The organism is Rheinheimera sp. 4Y26, from assembly GCF_025245835.1.
Taxonomy (GTDB): Bacteria; Pseudomonadota; Gammaproteobacteria; order Enterobacterales; family Alteromonadaceae; genus Pararheinheimera.
The window spans coordinates 242,735-258,639 of record NZ_JAOBWS010000005.1 but is presented as its reverse complement, the minus strand read 5'-3'; the positions used below and the strand labels follow the sequence as shown (position 1 = coordinate 258,639).

The 15,905-nt window shown below is 50.3% G+C and carries 12 protein-coding genes; 7 read left to right on the top strand and 5 right to left on the bottom strand.

Translation table 11 applies throughout. The features are described 5' to 3' along the window. Nucleotides 1–121: 121 nt before the first annotated feature. Together N3Z11_RS09125 and N3Z11_RS09120 are read right to left on the bottom strand one after the other, a co-directional pair. Nucleotides 122–430 (bottom strand): DUF6482 family protein, encoded by a 309-nt coding sequence (locus N3Z11_RS09125; protein ID WP_260656858.1) that lies wholly within the window; start codon nt 428–430, stop codon nt 122–124. 121 nt (nt 431–551) lie between these two features. Continuing rightward, nucleotides 552–1,730 (bottom strand): porin, encoded by a 1,179-nt coding sequence (locus N3Z11_RS09120; protein WP_260656857.1) that lies wholly within the window; start codon nt 1,728–1,730, stop codon nt 552–554. Between the two features lie 228 nt (nt 1,731–1,958). Between N3Z11_RS09120 and acs the strand changes: the two genes are divergently transcribed. Further along, the gene (gene acs, locus N3Z11_RS09115) at nt 1,959–3,908 is read left to right on the top strand and encodes an acetate--CoA ligase (protein ID WP_260656863.1); all 1,950 of its coding nucleotides are present in this window, start codon (nt 1,959–1,961) and stop codon (nt 3,906–3,908) included. Nucleotides 3,909–4,061: 153 nt separating this feature from the next. After that, nucleotides 4,062–4,742: a response regulator transcription factor gene (locus tag N3Z11_RS09110; RefSeq protein WP_260656856.1), complete on the top strand. Its 681-nt coding sequence runs from the start codon at nt 4,062–4,064 to the stop codon at nt 4,740–4,742. Between the two features lie 51 nt (nt 4,743–4,793). On the opposite strand, the gene N3Z11_RS09105 is transcribed toward N3Z11_RS09110, so the two are convergent. From N3Z11_RS09105 to N3Z11_RS09095, 3 genes are all read right to left on the bottom strand, one after another. Continuing rightward, nucleotides 4,794–5,585, bottom strand: coding sequence for a kinase (locus N3Z11_RS09105; RefSeq protein ID WP_260656855.1), 792 nt, complete (start codon nt 5,583–5,585; stop codon nt 4,794–4,796). Next, entirely contained in the window at nt 5,566–6,726 is a 1,161-nt protein-coding gene (locus tag N3Z11_RS09100; RefSeq protein ID WP_260656854.1) for an AI-2E family transporter, read from the bottom strand. Before N3Z11_RS09100 ends, N3Z11_RS09105 begins: the two co-directional genes overlap by 20 nt. Before the next feature lie 144 nt (nt 6,727–6,870). Next, the gene (locus N3Z11_RS09095) at nt 6,871–10,416 is read right to left on the bottom strand and encodes a PAS domain-containing hybrid sensor histidine kinase/response regulator (RefSeq protein ID WP_260656853.1); all 3,546 of its coding nucleotides are present in this window, start codon (nt 10,414–10,416) and stop codon (nt 6,871–6,873) included. 164 nt (nt 10,417–10,580) lie between these two features. Here N3Z11_RS09095 and N3Z11_RS09090 point away from each other — a divergent pair, with 164 nt between their 5' ends. The 5 genes from N3Z11_RS09090 to N3Z11_RS09070 all read left to right on the top strand — a co-directional run bounded on the left by N3Z11_RS09090 (nt 10,581) and on the right by N3Z11_RS09070 (nt 15,884). Continuing rightward, nucleotides 10,581–10,844 (top strand): DUF4212 domain-containing protein, encoded by a 264-nt coding sequence (locus N3Z11_RS09090; RefSeq protein ID WP_260656852.1) that lies wholly within the window; start codon nt 10,581–10,583, stop codon nt 10,842–10,844. A gap of 5 nt (nt 10,845–10,849) precedes the next feature. Continuing rightward, nucleotides 10,850–12,616, top strand: a complete 1,767-nt coding sequence (locus N3Z11_RS09085; RefSeq protein ID WP_260656851.1) for a sodium:solute symporter family protein — start codon at nt 10,850–10,852, stop codon at nt 12,614–12,616. A 91-nt stretch (nt 12,617–12,707) separates the two neighbouring features. Next, nucleotides 12,708–13,238 carry a hypothetical protein gene (locus N3Z11_RS09080; RefSeq protein ID WP_260656850.1) on the top strand — a complete coding sequence of 177 codons (531 nt, stop codon included), beginning with the start codon at nt 12,708–12,710 and terminating at the stop codon, nt 13,236–13,238. Between the two features lie 150 nt (nt 13,239–13,388). Beyond that, nucleotides 13,389–15,215: a DUF294 nucleotidyltransferase-like domain-containing protein gene (locus tag N3Z11_RS09075; protein ID WP_260656849.1), complete on the top strand. Its 1,827-nt coding sequence runs from the start codon at nt 13,389–13,391 to the stop codon at nt 15,213–15,215. Continuing rightward, nucleotides 15,216–15,884: an exonuclease domain-containing protein gene (locus N3Z11_RS09070; protein ID WP_260656848.1), complete on the top strand. Its 669-nt coding sequence runs from the start codon at nt 15,216–15,218 to the stop codon at nt 15,882–15,884. The last annotated feature ends 21 nt before the right edge of the window (nt 15,885–15,905 follow it).

Sequence of the window (15,905 nt, the reverse complement as noted above, 5' to 3'; positions counted from 1 at the left end):
GGCATGGCGCGCATTATAGGGCGTTTTTGAAATGGCGCAAGCGCGAATTTAAAGAAATATGCCTTTTTGCATTCAACTGCACAGTTAATAGACAAAATGTATATTTTAACGCCCATTCCGGTCAGATAAGCACCAGTCTGAGGCTATTATCTACTTTCCCTCCCTGCCCGACCATTTCATCATAAGCCGACTGGTGTAACAGTACCGCGTTTTTTACCTGCGCTTTGTCCAGCAGTTGTAATACCTCGGTCACACTTTTGAACCTTTGTGGTCGGCGCTGACCTTTTTGCAGCAAGTCGGCCTGCAAAATAAAACCTGTTTGTCCCTGACACTGCACTTCTGCCAGATAAAGTCCCATTTCAAAAGAATGGATTGTCAGCTCGTTAATAGAGGTACCAGGTGTGTTAAGTGAGACTAAGGTGAATGCCATGCGATGATGCTCCTCTTTATATAAGGAACATTACGGCCTGAAGATAAAAACGGATGAAAACAACCGTCGTTTTCATCCGCCTAGTTACTGACACTTCTTTTTAGTTCACAACGCTGACAAATCAGAAGTCGTATTTAGCCGAAAATTGCAGGCGATTTAAATCACCTTCCAGATCTGATTCCAGTACTCTGTTGGCGTGGCGGAACTCAACACCTACCGAAACCTTGCTGGCCAGCTGATAAATCAGGTTGGCGCTGTAGCTGTGAGTGCTTTCTGTTTGCGCTTGCCCGGTGTACTGCACAGGGTTATCAATTTTTTGTGCTGAATAAAAAATGCTGGAGCGCAATTTGTCATTCCAGGCATGCTTATAGGCCAGGGTATACCCGACACTTTTAATCGCTTCGAGTTTGTTATCACCGCGAAGCACCGCATCGTTGCCGGTGTTCAGGCTCATATAACGCCCAAGCGCGTCGCCATAGTTCACGGCAAAACGGATGTCGTCGGTTTTAGACAGATTCACTTTGCCACTAAAAGACAGGCCATAACCCTGCACCTGATCATCTATCAGGCCATTTTCATAGGATAACTGACGTGACAAGGCGGAGACTGTGAGCCCACCCCAGTCAGCTGTGTGGTTATAACGAACAACTAAATCCGGTGTTGAATTATCATCTGTGACTAAACGGGTGCCACCATTGAGCGGTGTTACTGTGGTTTCAGGGTTTTCAATCGCAAACTGGAAACCACCTGTGGTGTAACGGATTTGCGCCTGACGTACGAAAATAGTGCCATCTGTGGTGCCAACAAAATCCAGACTATCCGGCAGCGCGTTCACATCCATGAAAGTGGACCAGGTCTGGCCAAACAACCAGCCGTCATAGGCAATAAAGGCGTGCCGGATTTCAGGTGCATAACCGTTACTGACCCGTTGATCGCCAATGGTGGTGGCCATCATGTCAAATTCAAAACGACCGCTGATTTTTTTGCCGTTTTCAAGCATGGTATCGCTGGTGATAAAAAAGCGCGACTGGCGGGCATGCATATCCCATTTAGCCGACTCTGAATTACCGCCAACCGGAATAAGGCTTGGCACATAAAAATCACGGCCAATACCTGTGGCAATAGTGCCGTCTGAAGTGTCAGTCACCATAGCATCAAGTTTCAGATAACCACCAATACCAATTTCGGTGTTATCACCCATTTTAAAACCAGCGTATGCGTGCTGGCTGCAGAACAGTGTCAGCATCAATGCCGCCACCGGGACTAATTTATGTGTCTGAGTTGTTTTTGCATGTTGCATCTTGCTGCTCCGTTCGCCTTGTCGGTTATCGTTGTTATAAATAGCTGTCATCATTCGATTACAACCTAACTGTGGTGCAGGAATACAAAGTCCTCAATTAGCCTTTAGTCGAACACTAAATAAACAACGGCCAGCAGCTAGACTAATGTCTAATTTGCGCTGCCACACCTTTGCGGTAGAACAGCTTTATTAAAAACATCAGGTGCATAGCGCCTACGGGGAAGACAAATCATGTCACAACAACTTTATCCGGTGAGTGCGGCTGCCAAAGCCCGAACCTTGCTGAGCAATGATGCTTATCTGAAAATGTACCAACAGTCTGTCGATGCACCAGAACAATTCTGGGCAGAACACGGTAAACGCATCAGCTGGTTTAAGCCTTTTACTCAAGTGAAAGACACCAGCTTTGAGCTTGGTAAGGTGCATGTAAACTGGTTTAGCGACGGCACTCTCAATGCCAGCTACAACTGTCTGGATCGCCATTTGCCGGAAAAAGCCAACCAGGTTGCTTATTATTGGGAAGGTGATGAGCCTGGCGTTGATAAAGCCGTGACTTACCAGCAGCTGTATGATGAAGTGTGTCAGCTGGCCAATGGTATGAAGAGTCTCGGCATTCAAAAAGGTGACCGCGTAACTATTTATCTGCCGATGATCCCACAAGCCGCTGTGGCCTTATTAGCCTGCGCCCGCATTGGTGCTGTGCACTCTGTGGTTTTTGCCGGCTTTTCGCCTGATGCACTGGGTAGTCGCATTGTCGACTGCGACTCTAAACTGGTGATCACCGCCGATCAGGCCCTGCGCGGCTCGCGCGTGACTGCACTCAAAGACAACACCGACCAGGCACTTGCCCACCTTGGCAAAGCCAATCCTGTAAAACACGTCATCGTCGTCAAACATGTGGGTCAGAATATTGATGAACACGCTGGCCGCGATATCTGGTACCACGACTTATTGGCAAACCAGAGCAGAGAGTGTGCACCTGAAGTCATGAATGCTGAAGATCCACTCTTTATTCTGTATACCTCAGGCTCCACAGGTAAACCTAAAGGTGTACTGCATACCACGGGGGGGTATATGGTGTGGGCTTCAATGACCCACCAATATGTATTTGATTACCATCCGGGTGACGTGTACTGGTGTGCTGCCGACGTTGGCTGGGTTACAGGTCACACTTATATTGTCTACGGGCCGCTGGCAAACGGCGCGACCAGCGTGATGTTTGAAGGGGTGCCTACTTACCCTAACGTCAAACGGATAGCGCAGATTGTCGATAAATTTCACGTGAATATTCTCTACACTGCGCCAACCGCTATTCGCGCCCTGATGGCGCATGGCACAGCTGCGGTGGAAGGTTGTAATTTATCGTCATTGCAAATTCTTGGCAGTGTCGGTGAGCCGATTAACCCTGAAGCATGGCACTGGTATCACCAGCAGATGGGCAAAGGCAACTGCCCAATTGTCGATACCTGGTGGCAAACTGAAACCGGCGGCATTTTAATTACGCCTCTACCAGGTGCGACCGCGCTTAAACCAGGCTCAGCCACCCGGCCGTTTTTTAGTGTAAAACCTGCCATTGTGGATAATGAAGGCAATCTGCAACAAGGTGCCTGTGAAGGCAACCTGGTGATCCTCGATAGCTGGCCGGGCCAAATGCGTACTTTGTACGGTGACCATGACCGTTTTGAACAAACCTATTTTTCTACTTATAAAGGCATGTATTTTACCGGCGACGGTGCCAAACGTGACGAAGACGGTTATTACTGGTTAACGGGCCGCGTTGATGACGTATTAAACGTATCGGGCCATCGTTTAGGCACTGCCGAAATTGAAAGTTGTCTGGTGGCGCACGAAGCTATTGCCGAAGCTGCAGTGGTGGGTTATCCACACGACTTAAAAGGCCAGGGTATTTATGTGTTTATTGCACCGCGCGTTGGTGTTGAGCCGAGTGACGACTTAACCAAAGCGGTGAAAGAATGGGTACGGCGCGAAATTTCCCCTATCGCCAGTCCGGATCTTATTCAGTGGGCACCAGGGTTACCCAAAACCCGCTCCGGCAAGATTATGCGTCGTATTTTGCGTAAAATTGCCGCCAACGAATACGACCAGTTAGGCGACATCTCGACACTGGCCGATCCGTCTGTCGTTGAGCATCTGATAGAAAACCGTCTGAATAAATAATCAGCTTGATAAGTAACTACCAAAGCGGAGCATAAACCAATCCATGGTTTATGCTCCGGTAAAAGCATAGACAGTCAGCAATGTCTTGATTATGCTGGGGTCATAAACACGGCGTGCTTATTTTTGCGCCGCCTTGTCGCACCGGAGTCCAGTATGGCCAAACTGATAGTTGCGGATGACCATCCGCTGTTTCGTAACGCCCTGATCAATGCCATCAGTAATACTTTTGTCACCAAAGCCACCATTGAAACCGATTGTTTTGAAGCCACCTGTCAGGCGCTGGAGCAACATCCGGACACCGACTTATTGCTGCTGGATTTACATATGCCAGGCAACTGCGGTTTTCTCGGCCTTATTCAGCTGCGAAAAAACTACCCGGCTTTGCCAATAGTGGTGATTTCCGCCAGTGACGATCCGGACGTCATCCGCCGTGTCATGACATTTGGTGCTTCGGCTTATGTGCCCAAATCGGCACATCCGGTGGAGATTGGTAAAGCGCTGACGGCTGTGATGAATGGTGATGTCTGGCTGCCACAACATATGCAGCAACTATTTAAACCTGATCCGAATAATCTGAACGATTTGGATTTAGCCGCTAAAGTGGCGCAGCTGACCAATCAGCAATATAAGGTGCTGTATTATCTGACCGAAGGTTGGCTGAATAAACAAATCGCCTACGATTTACATATTTCTGAAGCCACAGTCAAAGCTCACCTGACGGCTATTTTCAGAAAGCTCGGAGTAACCAACAGAACGCAGGTGGTGATCCAGGCGCAGCGGTTACAACTTGAAGCACCGGTAGACCGGGCTTTAGCCCAGCAGCAGGACGCCTGAAAGCTCCTGCTCAATAGCATTTTTTGCCGCACACTTTGCTAAAAAACCGGCTTAAGCCGGTTTTCTGCTGATACGGCTCACCTGATGGGCGCTGTTAAGCTGCAGCTGTATGTCAGAAACCTGAGCAAGAGCACTAAAACCTGCCAACGTCAGGCGCTCAAAACTTCCCATAAAATGCTGTAAGGCGTTTTGATCCATGCCCATGCCTGTTCGGGCAATTAATTCTTGCTCTTGCTGTGCCCGCCAGCGACAAACTTGTGCCCATCCGGGAGCCTGAAGCCAAATCAGCGGTTTGAGCAATTGCCAGTATTGCTGGTATTGACCACCAAGCTGCTGATTAACAAAGTTACGCCAGCGGCCATCGGCATCAAACTGGCTTTCAAAAACGCTGATGGCCGTGGCGAGCTCCTGGCTGTTTTGTGGTTGAAGCCCAACACACCAGCCTTCAACCACCAGCACATCAAGCTGCTGCGATGGCAAAGATGCTGTGGGTTCATCCAGGGCTTTGTCAAAACGCGGCAAAGCCACTGGCCGGCCAGCCAGCACTGCAGTGGCATCATCAATTGCGGCCTGAATATCATGGGTGCCCGGCACACCACGCTGGCGCAGCAGCGAATGCACATCAGCTGCCAATTGTGCCCTTTTTGCACCAGACAAATAATAATCATCCAGCGACACTGTCGCTGCTTTTAAACCCGTTGCTGCAAAATGCGCCACTAAAAGTGCCGCCAGCGTGGATTTGCCCGAGCCCTGAGCGCCGCTGATGCCAATCACAGCGGGCAAAGACTTTAACTCCAGCTGCGACAGCAGCGCATTTAATACATCAAGGTTGGCTGTTGTCATCTGTCATGGCGCCTGATGACATCCTGGCCTGGACGATCGGTGCCTGATCTGGTGCATCCGGCTGAGCAGGCTGTTGTAACTCATCATCTTCAAGCAGCTTATGCTGGTTAAATTCAGTCATAAATATCTGCCAGAACGCCATAAATAACGCAGCCACTAAAGGCCCCAGCACAAAACCATTAATGCCAAGCAAGGTAATGCCACCTAAGGTAGAAAAGAGCACAATATAATCCGGTAGTTTAGTGTCGCGCCCAACCAATAACGGCCGCAGAATATTGTCGGCAAGACCAATCACCAGCGCCCCATAAGCAATCAGCACTGTCGCCTGCCACCACTGGCCGCTGGCATAAAGGTATAACGCCACCGGAAACCAGACCAGAGCTGCGCCTATGGCCGGTAATAAACTTAAAAAGGTCATCACCACCCCCCAAAGCACCGGCGCCGGAATATCTAACACCCACAGAATAAAACCACCTAAAGTGCCCTGTACCACAGCCACTACCATATTGCCTTTTACCGTGGCACGGGTCACTTCGGCAAATTTGGCAAATAATAACCGCTCCCGAGCATCCCCAAGCGGCAGCGCTTTTACCAGCAGCTCCACCAGTTTGGCACCGTCCCGCAGCAGGAAAAACGCCAGATACAGCATTAAACCAATATTTAAAAATAAACCTGCGGCATTCTGGCCAATCGCCAGAGTTTCACGGGCGAGCAAACGGCTGCCTTCCACTGCAGCGTCAGATAACTGCTGGCGCAGATTGTCGGTATTGACGCCAAACTCATGCAAAGTGGCAGAAACAGTTGGAAAGGCACCGCGAATTTTATCCAGAGTGGCGGCCGGGTTCAGCTCACCGTTTTGAATACGCTGGTAAAAAGCCACACCTTCCTGCGCAAAAGAAAAGCCAATGGCCAGAATAGGCAACACCACCATCACCATACAAATCAGCAAGGTGAGCAGCGCTATGCGGTTGGGTTTGTCACCCAGTTTTTGTGTTAGCAGGCTTTGCAGCGGATAAAAAATAACCGTCAGGGCACAGGCCCAGAAAATCGCTCCCCAGAAGGGCTCCAGCACCAGACCAAAAGCAATGGTGACAGCCACCAGTAAGATCAGAAAAAAACGCCGTTCGAGCTGTGCCCGCATTGTAGCTATCTCCTTGTTTAAACTCTTGTTAGCCTACCACGACGCGCGCCATTCTGCCGGGGATTAGGCCGTCGCCCCACAATAAACCAGGCTCGCTGCACTGTAACTCTGTCATTTGCGCACTAGTTGCCTGGTCCGATGCAGTTAACCCCGGCCTCTGGCCAGTTTCACCGAATTTAAACAGGCCCTAAGTGCCGCCGCTTTAATAGGTTTAGCCAGAAAGATCAGACCAAGCGCCCGGGCTTTGGCCGGCAAATCCGGCTCAGGCGCCGCCGACACTAAAATGGCCGGCACCTGAGGCCAATACTGCTGTAACTCAAGGTACAAACTCAGGCCATCCTGCTGATTGCTCAACTGATAATCCACAATCAGCAGATCCGGTGCCGGATGGCTGGCGGCATAAGCCAGAGTCTCTTGCGTGTTGTCGGCGCTTTGCACCCGCCCCACCTGCCACTGCGCCAATAAAGTAGTTAGCGCCGCCAGATTGGTACTATTGTCATCTACACAAAATATTGAAAAATCAGCAAAAGGTCCGGCTTCAGTTTGTATAGGCATAGCAGCAGTGTCGCCGTGAGACGGCTGTTGTAGCGCCACAAAAGGCACTGTTAACCGAAATACCGTGCCCCGACCTGGCCTTGAGCTCACACTAACCTGATGGCCCAGACTTTTGGCCATCCGCTGCACAACGCCAAGGCCAAGACCAACGCCCTGCTGGCCCCGTGAAGTCGCGTCCACCCGGTAAAAATCGTCAAAAATATGCTGTACATCGGCATCATTGATGCCAGGGCCTGTGTCCCAGACTTCAATCAGCAGCTGACTGCCTCTGCGCCTGCAACCAAGCAGTACCTGACCAGCTTGGGTATATTTAATGGCGTTGGACAGCATATTCTGCAAAATCCGCCTTAAATACGTGGGGTTACTGCGCACCAGATAAGGCGCCTGCCGCACTTTAAGTTTCAGCTGTTTCTGACTGGCCAAAAGCGCAAATTCGTCACCCAGCTGCGCCAGCATTGGCGCCAGTTGCAAAGTACTGATTTCCGGCTCCATTTTACCGTCATCCAGTTTGGCAATTTCCAGCAAGGTAGAAATCAGCTCTTCCGTGGCTTTGAGTGAACTGTCCAGCTGGCGAATCGTTTCCTGCTGTCTGGCAGGTTCAGTTTGTTCCTGCAACGCGGCGGTAAATAACCGGGCAGCATTTAACGGCTGCAAAATATCGTGGCTTGCCAGCGCCAGAAAACGGGTTTTTGAGGCATTAGCCGCTTCAGCTTCTGCTTTTGCCAGCAGCAATTGCTGTTCTGTGGTACGGCGAAGCTCAATTTCATCTCTGAGCTCTTCGTTGATTTGACTTATCTTTGCGGTGCGCTCCAGCACCCGCTGCTCCAGATGTTGTTTGGCTTCAGCCAGTTGTTGTACAGCACGCACGTGCTCGGTGATATCGGTAAAACTGGTGACAAAACCGCCGCCCGGTATCGGATTGCCGCGCATCTCAATCACAGTGCCGTCAGGGCGCACCCGCTGAAACACATGGGCGGTGCCACGTTGCATATGTTGTAGCCGTTTTTGCACATGCTCATCGGCGCTGCCTTGTCCACACAAGCCACGTTCGGCATTAAAACGCACTATGTCGGCAATGGCACGGCCAACCCGCACCATGCCTTCGGGATACTGAAACATTTCCAGATATTGTTTATTCCAGGCCACCAGCTGCAAGTCTCTATCCACCACACTGACGCCCTGACTTAAGTTTTCCAGGGTGGAAAACAAAATTTTGCGCGAGAACTGAATGGCCTGGCGGGTATCGTCAAACAGCGTCACCACATCTTCAAAGGCCAGCTGACGGCCATCCAGCACTGCGTTCACCATAGCTGCGGCGCTGGAGGAGCCAATGACACCGGCCAGTTCACGCTCGACATGACGCACCAGCGCAGGCACCGGCGTTTCATCCAACTGCAACGGCTGCGGCTGGCGGCGGCTGAACTCCGCCAGAGATTCTCTGGCGCGCTGGGTGCCGACAAAACGTTCCAGTAAGGTTTTTAAATCCTGACCATAAACCCGGGTGCGGCGAATGGATTTATCTTCATCGAGCGGCAAATTGGGTTTTACAAAAGCGACCGCCTGTAATCTGTCATGCAAGTCGGCTTTATGCAGCAACGAAATCCCCACATAAAACAGGATATTGAGCCCCAAAGACCAGAACACGCCGTGGCTGAGCTGATCAAGCTCTAAACCAAACAAAGCGGTAGGTTTAAGCCAACTCAGGCCAAAGGCGCCGGACTGCAGCCACTCGTGCCCCAGCACACCAACACTGACCAGCTGCGGCAGCATCAAACAATAAAACCACAAGGCAAAACCTACACTGACACCGGCATAAACACCCAAAGCATGACCACGGCGCCAGTACAAACCACCGAGCACAGCAGGCGCCAGCTGGATAATAAGCGCAAAGGCCAGCAATCCGGTTTCTGCCAGCTCATAGTTACGGGCAAATAAACTGTAATAGCCGTAAGAAAGCGCCATTACAGCGACAATCATTAACCGGCGTACCCGTAAAATTAACGGGCTGTAGTCTTTTTCCAGCTGCTCCACAGTGCGGCCGCGTAATAAAGTGGGCATCACCACGTCGTTACTGAGCATGTTACTGAGCGCCAGAGTGGCGATAATAATCATCGAAGTAGCGGCGGAAAAACCACCAATAAACACCAGGGCACTGATACTTTCCCAGCCCTGACTGGCCGGCAGCAACAATACAAAACTATCGGCAAGTGCCAGTTTGTCCGGGAACAGTTGTAAACCAGCCAGCGCAATAGGCAGCACCACCAACGTCACCAGCAGCAGATAACTGCCAAACCAGCGTTTAGCCTGTTTTAAATGTTCAATATGGGTGTTTTCAACAAAGGTGACGTGAAACTGTCTGGGCAACAGAAAAATGGCAGCCATGGCCAGCACGGTTTTGGTGATAAAAGCCAGCAGCGAACCCGAATCACTTTCGCTGTGACTTTGGGCATAAAGGGTAAAATCTGTCACCATCTGCCAGGGTTTATCCAGCACAAACCAGCTGACCGCCAAAGCCAGGGTTAATAAAGCGGCCAGTTTAATCACCGATTCAAAAGCAATGGCCACCATCACACCACGGTTTTGCTCGGTCAGGTAAACTTTACGGGTACCAAATAAAATGGCAAATAATGTCATGGCCAGTGCACTTAACAGCGCTGAATCCTGCCACCAAATCTGCATTGCATCTTCGCTGCGCCCAAGCAGCACCTGATAAGACACAGCTACAGCTTTGAGCTGCAATGCGATATAAGGCACCACCACAACTAAACATAACAAGGCGGTCAGCGTGGCAATAGTGTGACGTTTACCATAACGGGCGCTGATAAAGTCGGTAATAGAGGTGACGTTATGTTTTTTTGCCACATGCAGCAGCTTACGAAGTACGCGCTGGCCAAACACAAATACCAGTAAAGGCCCAAGGTAAATAGGCACATAGTCCCAGCCGGAACTGATGGCAGAGCCGACGGCGCCGTAGTAAGTCCAGGAGGTACAATACACCGCCAGCGCCAGGCTGTAGATCAGCCCCCCATACTTTCGTAGTAGCTGATCAGAAGCATGACGCTCGGCCCAGTTGGCAATACTGAATAAACCACCGACGTACAGCAGTGCTAATACCGCTACAATCCACGCTGCCACGCCCTTCTCCTTAAAAACCACTTCAATACATTGATACCCATCTTCGCAGGCAAGGCCCTGAAGTCAAGCCAGGTGCCTTTCTCTTCGACTAAAGTCGGGCTATCGCTTGACAAGGCAACTGCTAGATTAAGTTGGCTCGAGAAAAATAACTAGAGGAAACAACTATGGCGGACGACAAACACAACGCTCAGGCCTATTGGCAAGCCAACTTGCGCCTGATCATCATCAGCCTCGTCATCTGGACCGTCGTGTCCTATGGCTTTGGCATTTTATTAAGACCTTTGCTGGCAGGTATTGAAGTCGGCGGCACTGACTTGGGTTTTTGGTTTGCACAACAAGGCTCAATTCTGACTTACATCGCGCTGATTTTCTTCTACGCCTGGAGAATGAATAAGCTCGATAAAGAATATGGCGTGGACGAGGAGTAACTCAGATGAGTCAGTTTGCAATTAATATGATCTTTGTGGTCGGCTCTTTTGCGCTTTATATCGCAATTGCGATTTGGGCCAGAGCAGGTTCCACCAAAGAGTTTTACGTGGCCGGTGGTGGTGTACACCCTGTGATGAACGGTATGGCAACGGCCGCCGACTGGATGTCTGCGGCTTCTTTTATTTCGATGGCTGGTTTAATTTCGGTGGGCGGTTATGCCAACTCAACTTACCTGATGGGCTGGACTGGCGGTTATGTGCTGCTGGCGATGTTACTGGCACCCTACTTACGCAAATTTGGTAAGTTTACAGTGCCAGACTTTATCGGTGACCGTTTTTACAGCTCCGGCGCCCGTTTAGTGGCGGTGGCCTGTTTAATTATCGCTTCTGTGACTTATGTTATCGGTCAGATGACAGGTGCCGGTGTGGCCTTCTCGCGCTTTTTAGAAGTCAGCAGCGATATGGGTTTAATTATCGCCGCTGTAGTGGTCTTTATGTACGCGGTATTAGGCGGCATGAAAGGCATCACCTACACTCAGGTCGCTCAATACGTCGTGTTGATTGTGGCTTATACCATTCCGGCTGTGTTTATTTCCCTGCAGTTAACTGACACTTTATTACCTCCTGTTGGTCTGTTTTCTGAACATACCCAATCTGGTGTGCCGCTACTGCAAAAACTTGACGAAGTGGTGCGTGAACTTGGTTTTGTTGATTACACCGCTGATGTTGATAACAAACTGAATATGGTGTTATTCACCCTGTCACTGATGATCGGTACTGCCGGTTTACCACACGTTATTATCCGTTTTTTCACAGTACCAAAAGTTGCTGATGCCCGTTGGTCGGCTGGCTGGGCCCTGGTGTTTATTGCCATTTTATATCTGACTGCGCCTGCTGTTGCTTCAATGGCCCGGTTAAACCTGATGACCACCATTTACCCTGCAGGCCCAACCGCTGACGCCATTCAGTATGCTGAGCGTCCGGACTGGATCAAAAACTGGGAAAAAACCGGTCTGATTAAGTTTGAAGATTTAAATGGCGACGGTCGTATTCAGCTGTACAACCACACCCCACAGTTTGCTGAAAAAGCGGCTGAGCGTGGCTGGAAAGGCAATGAGCTGACGGTGAACAATGACATTCTGGTACTGGCAAATCCTGAAATTGCCAATCTGCCGGGCTGGGTTGTAGGTTTAATTGCTGCCGGCGGTCTGGCTGCGGCATTATCTACAGCAGCAGGTTTGTTATTGGCCATTTCGTCCGCGGTCAGTCACGACCTGATCAAAGGCTCCATTAACCCCAATATCAGTGAAAAAGGCGAACTACGCGCTGCGCGGATTTCGATGGCAGTGGCGATTGTGGTGGCTACCTACCTGGGTATGAATCCGCCTGGTTTTGCCGCTCAAACGGTCGCACTAGCCTTTGGTATAGCGGCAGCGTCCATCTTCCCGGCACTGATGATGGGCATTTTCTCCAAACGGATTAACAGCAAAGGCGCAATTTGCGGCATGCTGGCGGGTTTAATCTCAACCACTGTGTATATTTTCCTGTTCCTGGGTTGGTTCTTTATCCCGGGCACTGCTTCTTATGAAAATATTCCGGCCAACTGGTTCTTCGGCATCTCCCCGCTGTCTTTTGGTGCTGTGGGTGCGATGATTAACTTTACCGTGGCCTTTGCGGTGTCGGCTGTTACCGAAAAACCACCAGTGCATATTCAGGATCTGGTAGAAAGCGTACGTTTCCCACGTGGCGCTGGTACTGCGGTTGATCATTAAGTAGCATAAGGCTCTGACCTTAAGCCACTTTTAACTCACGGGCTTTAGCGATGGTTGATGCTAAAGCCCGTTTTATTTCAAGGAAAATATGATGTTCTGGGAACTTGTTGCCACAGTTTTTGCAGGTTTAGGTGCTGCTGGTATTGCCTTAATGCTCCGAAAATTATCAGCACAAAAATTACCCCGCTATCTGGTGCCGGTGTTCGCCGGTGTCGGTATGCTGGGCTTTCAAATCCACAGCGAATACAACTGGTACCCCCATCAGCTGAGTCTGTTACCCCAGGGCGTTGTGGTAGTCAAAGCGGTGGAAGAAAAAATCAGCTGGCGGCCCTGGACTTTCGTTAAACCCCAAATCACCCGTTTTATGGCGCTGGATGTAAATAACTCAGCAGCCAACAGCAATAATCCGGACTTGGTATTAGCCAATCTGTATTTGTTTGAACGTCGTCAGGCCGCCATTAATGTGAAGCTGGTGGTGCACTGCCCGAGTCAACAAAGAGCCAATTTTACCGAACAGCTGGTACTGCCCGCACGGGGCGAAATGCCAGGTACAGAATTTATCGCCATCGCAGCCGATGAGAATGCCTTGCTGCAAGTCTGCACTGCAGAAAACAAAACCTGAGCAATTCTGCGGCTCCAGCTCAAGCCTTTGGCATAAGCTCAGGGCTAACTACCGACTAAAGTAGACTTTCGCCCTCCCATCGCTGTTGCTACAGTTGCAGTGCTGTTGATGCCCTTCTCACAACTGCACTGAAGCTGCAAAGGAGCAGTGATGGAAATCAGCGAAGTAATTAAATTTCTTGCCAAAACCACACCCTTTAACCATTTGTCGACGGCCGAACTCAACCAGCTGTGCAAACATATTGCGGTCTATTATTACCAGGCTGAGGACAAGGTCCCCATCAATGGCCGCCGTTTACTGATAGTCCGTACCGGCGTTTTTGCCCTCTACAGCGACCAGCAGCAATTATTGGCCAAACTGCAGGAAGGTGATTTTTATGGTTATCAGCAGTTATTAACTGATTTAACCGACGCCGACATTTTAACCTGTGAAGAAGATGGTCTGGTGTATTGGCTGGACGCTCAGATGTTTCATCAGCTGCGCCATCAATTTAAAAACGTCGATTTGTTTTTCCAGCGTTTATTCAGCCGCCGGTTGCACCAGTACAAAGAACAACAACAAAATTCCCGTTTTACCCTGAAACTGCATGATGTGGTGCAGGCGCATAAAATTTCCATTACGCCACAGCAGACAGTACAACAGGCCGCTTTGCTGATGACGGAAAAACGGGTGTCGTCGTTGTTGGTTGAGCAGGAACAAAAACTGGTTGGCATAGTGACAGACCGCGATTTGCGCAGCAGAGTACTGGCCCAGGCGCTGCCGGCGAACACTGAGGTTGCCGCCATTATGACGCGCCAGCCGCACACCATCGACAAAAATGCCTATTTGTACGAAGCAGTACAGCTGATGAGCCGTTTTAATATCCATCATTTGCCGGTGACCGAGCAGGGTGTATGTTTTAGCATGATCACCGCCACCGATATTATCCGCGCACAGCAGGATCACCCGGTCTATCTGATTGGCGAAATTCACCGCCAGCAATCGGTGGATGGGCTGGAGCAATGCAGTCTGCATATTCAGGAGCTGGCGCAAACCCTGGGCAAACAGCAGGTACCGGCCCATGAAGCCGGTCACATTATTACCACCATCACGGACGCCCTGACACAACGCCTGATCAAACTGGCTATTCAGCAATTGGGCGATCCACCTTGTGTGTTTTCCTGGCTGGCTTTTGGCTCACAGGCACGGATGGATCAAAGCTTAAATGCTGATCAGGACAACGCGCTGCTGCTGGAAAAAGAGCCGGTTGGTGAGATTGAAACCTATTTTGCTGCGCTGGCCGATTTTGTCTGCCAGGGGCTGGCACTTTGTGGTATCAAACTCTGCCCGGGCAATATTATGGCCAGCAATCCGGAGCTTCGCCTTAGTTTAAAAGGTTGGTCCGGTCGTTTTGCCCGTTGGATCACCACACCAACCCCCCAGGCGCTGCTGAACGCCAGCATCTATTTTGACCTGCGTGTGATTGAAGGCAGCCGCGGTTTATTTAATGCACTGCAACAGGACATTCTGGCCAAAACTGCAAATAACGATCTGTTTTTACTGCATTTATCAAAAACTGCGCAGGAGCGCACTGCCCCGCTTGGTTTTTTGAAAAATTTTATTCTGGAGCAGGATGGCAAACACAAAAAAGGTTTGGATCTGAAAAAGCGCGGTATTAGCCTCATTACTGATCTGACACGGGTTTATGCGCTATCGGCTGGCATCAGTGAGGTTAATACCAGACTGCGACTCAAGGCCTTAGCCGAGGCACAGGTGATGGACAGCCGTGATGTGCAGAATTTGCTGGACGCTTTTGATGTGCTGGCGCAATTACGCTGGGATAAACATCTGCAGGAACTACAACAAGGCCATGATGTAACCAACCTGTTAGATCCGGCGCAGCTGTCGGCACTGCAACGTCATCAGCTCAAAGACTGTTTTGCCGTCATCAATGAAGCGCAGTCGTCGATGCGCTACCGTTTTAGCCGGGAGCTGTAGATGTTTGGCTGGTTAAAACTGCACAAAGAGCCGGTGAACGCCATAGTGCAGCAGTTTGAAGCTGTGGCCTGGCCAAGCTTCGACACACCTGTGTCGCAGTGCCGGTTTCTGGTGATCGATCTTGAGACCACAGGCCTTGACGCCAAAAATGACCATATCGTCAGCCTTGGCTGGGTGGTGATTGAACAGCAGGAAATCAATCTGGCCAAAGCACGGCACCTGCTGGTAAAACCGCCGGTGAGCGTCGGGCAAAGTGCAGTGTTTCATGGTTTACATGACAAGGATTTATCCAGGGCGCAGGATTTAGCCGATGTGATGACAGAGCTGTTGCAGCATTACGCCGGCGCCGTTTTTGTTGCCCATCATGCCAGCATTGAGCAGAAGTTTTTAACCATGGCTTGTCAGCGTTTGTATGGCCGCTCACCCAAATTTAAGTTTATCGACACTATGCAACTGGAGTGGCAAAGGTTATTAAATCGCGGCAAAGTCGTGCATCAACGCGACCTGCGTTTACCAGCCTGCCTGAGCCGCCACCATCTGCCACACAATCAGCATCATCATGCGTTAGAAGATGCCTTTAGCTGCGCTTTATTGCTGCTTAGCCAGCTGAAAAAAAGCCGGGATCACCAGATGACGCTGGGCGAGCTGACCGCACTCAGCCGGGGTTAACAACCCCTGGCAGAACAATCA

Coding starts and splice junctions, on each gene's coding strand:
- N3Z11_RS09125 (WP_260656858.1), bottom strand. CDS start 430: ATGGCATTCACCTTAGTCTCACTTAACACACCTGGTACCTCTATTAAC.
- N3Z11_RS09100 (WP_260656854.1), bottom strand. CDS start 6,726: ATGCGGGCACAGCTCGAACGGCGTTTTTTTCTGATCTTACTGGTGGCT.
- N3Z11_RS09070 (WP_260656848.1), top strand. CDS start 15,216: ATGTTTGGCTGGTTAAAACTGCACAAAGAGCCGGTGAACGCCATAGTG.
- N3Z11_RS09120 (WP_260656857.1), bottom strand. CDS start 1,730: ATGCAACATGCAAAAACAACTCAGACACATAAATTAGTCCCGGTGGCG.
- N3Z11_RS09110 (WP_260656856.1), top strand. CDS start 4,062: ATGGCCAAACTGATAGTTGCGGATGACCATCCGCTGTTTCGTAACGCC.
- N3Z11_RS09085 (WP_260656851.1), top strand. CDS start 10,850: ATGAGTCAGTTTGCAATTAATATGATCTTTGTGGTCGGCTCTTTTGCG.
- N3Z11_RS09075 (WP_260656849.1), top strand. CDS start 13,389: ATGGAAATCAGCGAAGTAATTAAATTTCTTGCCAAAACCACACCCTTT.
- N3Z11_RS09105 (WP_260656855.1), bottom strand. CDS start 5,585: ATGACAACAGCCAACCTTGATGTATTAAATGCGCTGCTGTCGCAGCTG.
- N3Z11_RS09090 (WP_260656852.1), top strand. CDS start 10,581: ATGGCGGACGACAAACACAACGCTCAGGCCTATTGGCAAGCCAACTTG.
- N3Z11_RS09080 (WP_260656850.1), top strand. CDS start 12,708: ATGTTCTGGGAACTTGTTGCCACAGTTTTTGCAGGTTTAGGTGCTGCT.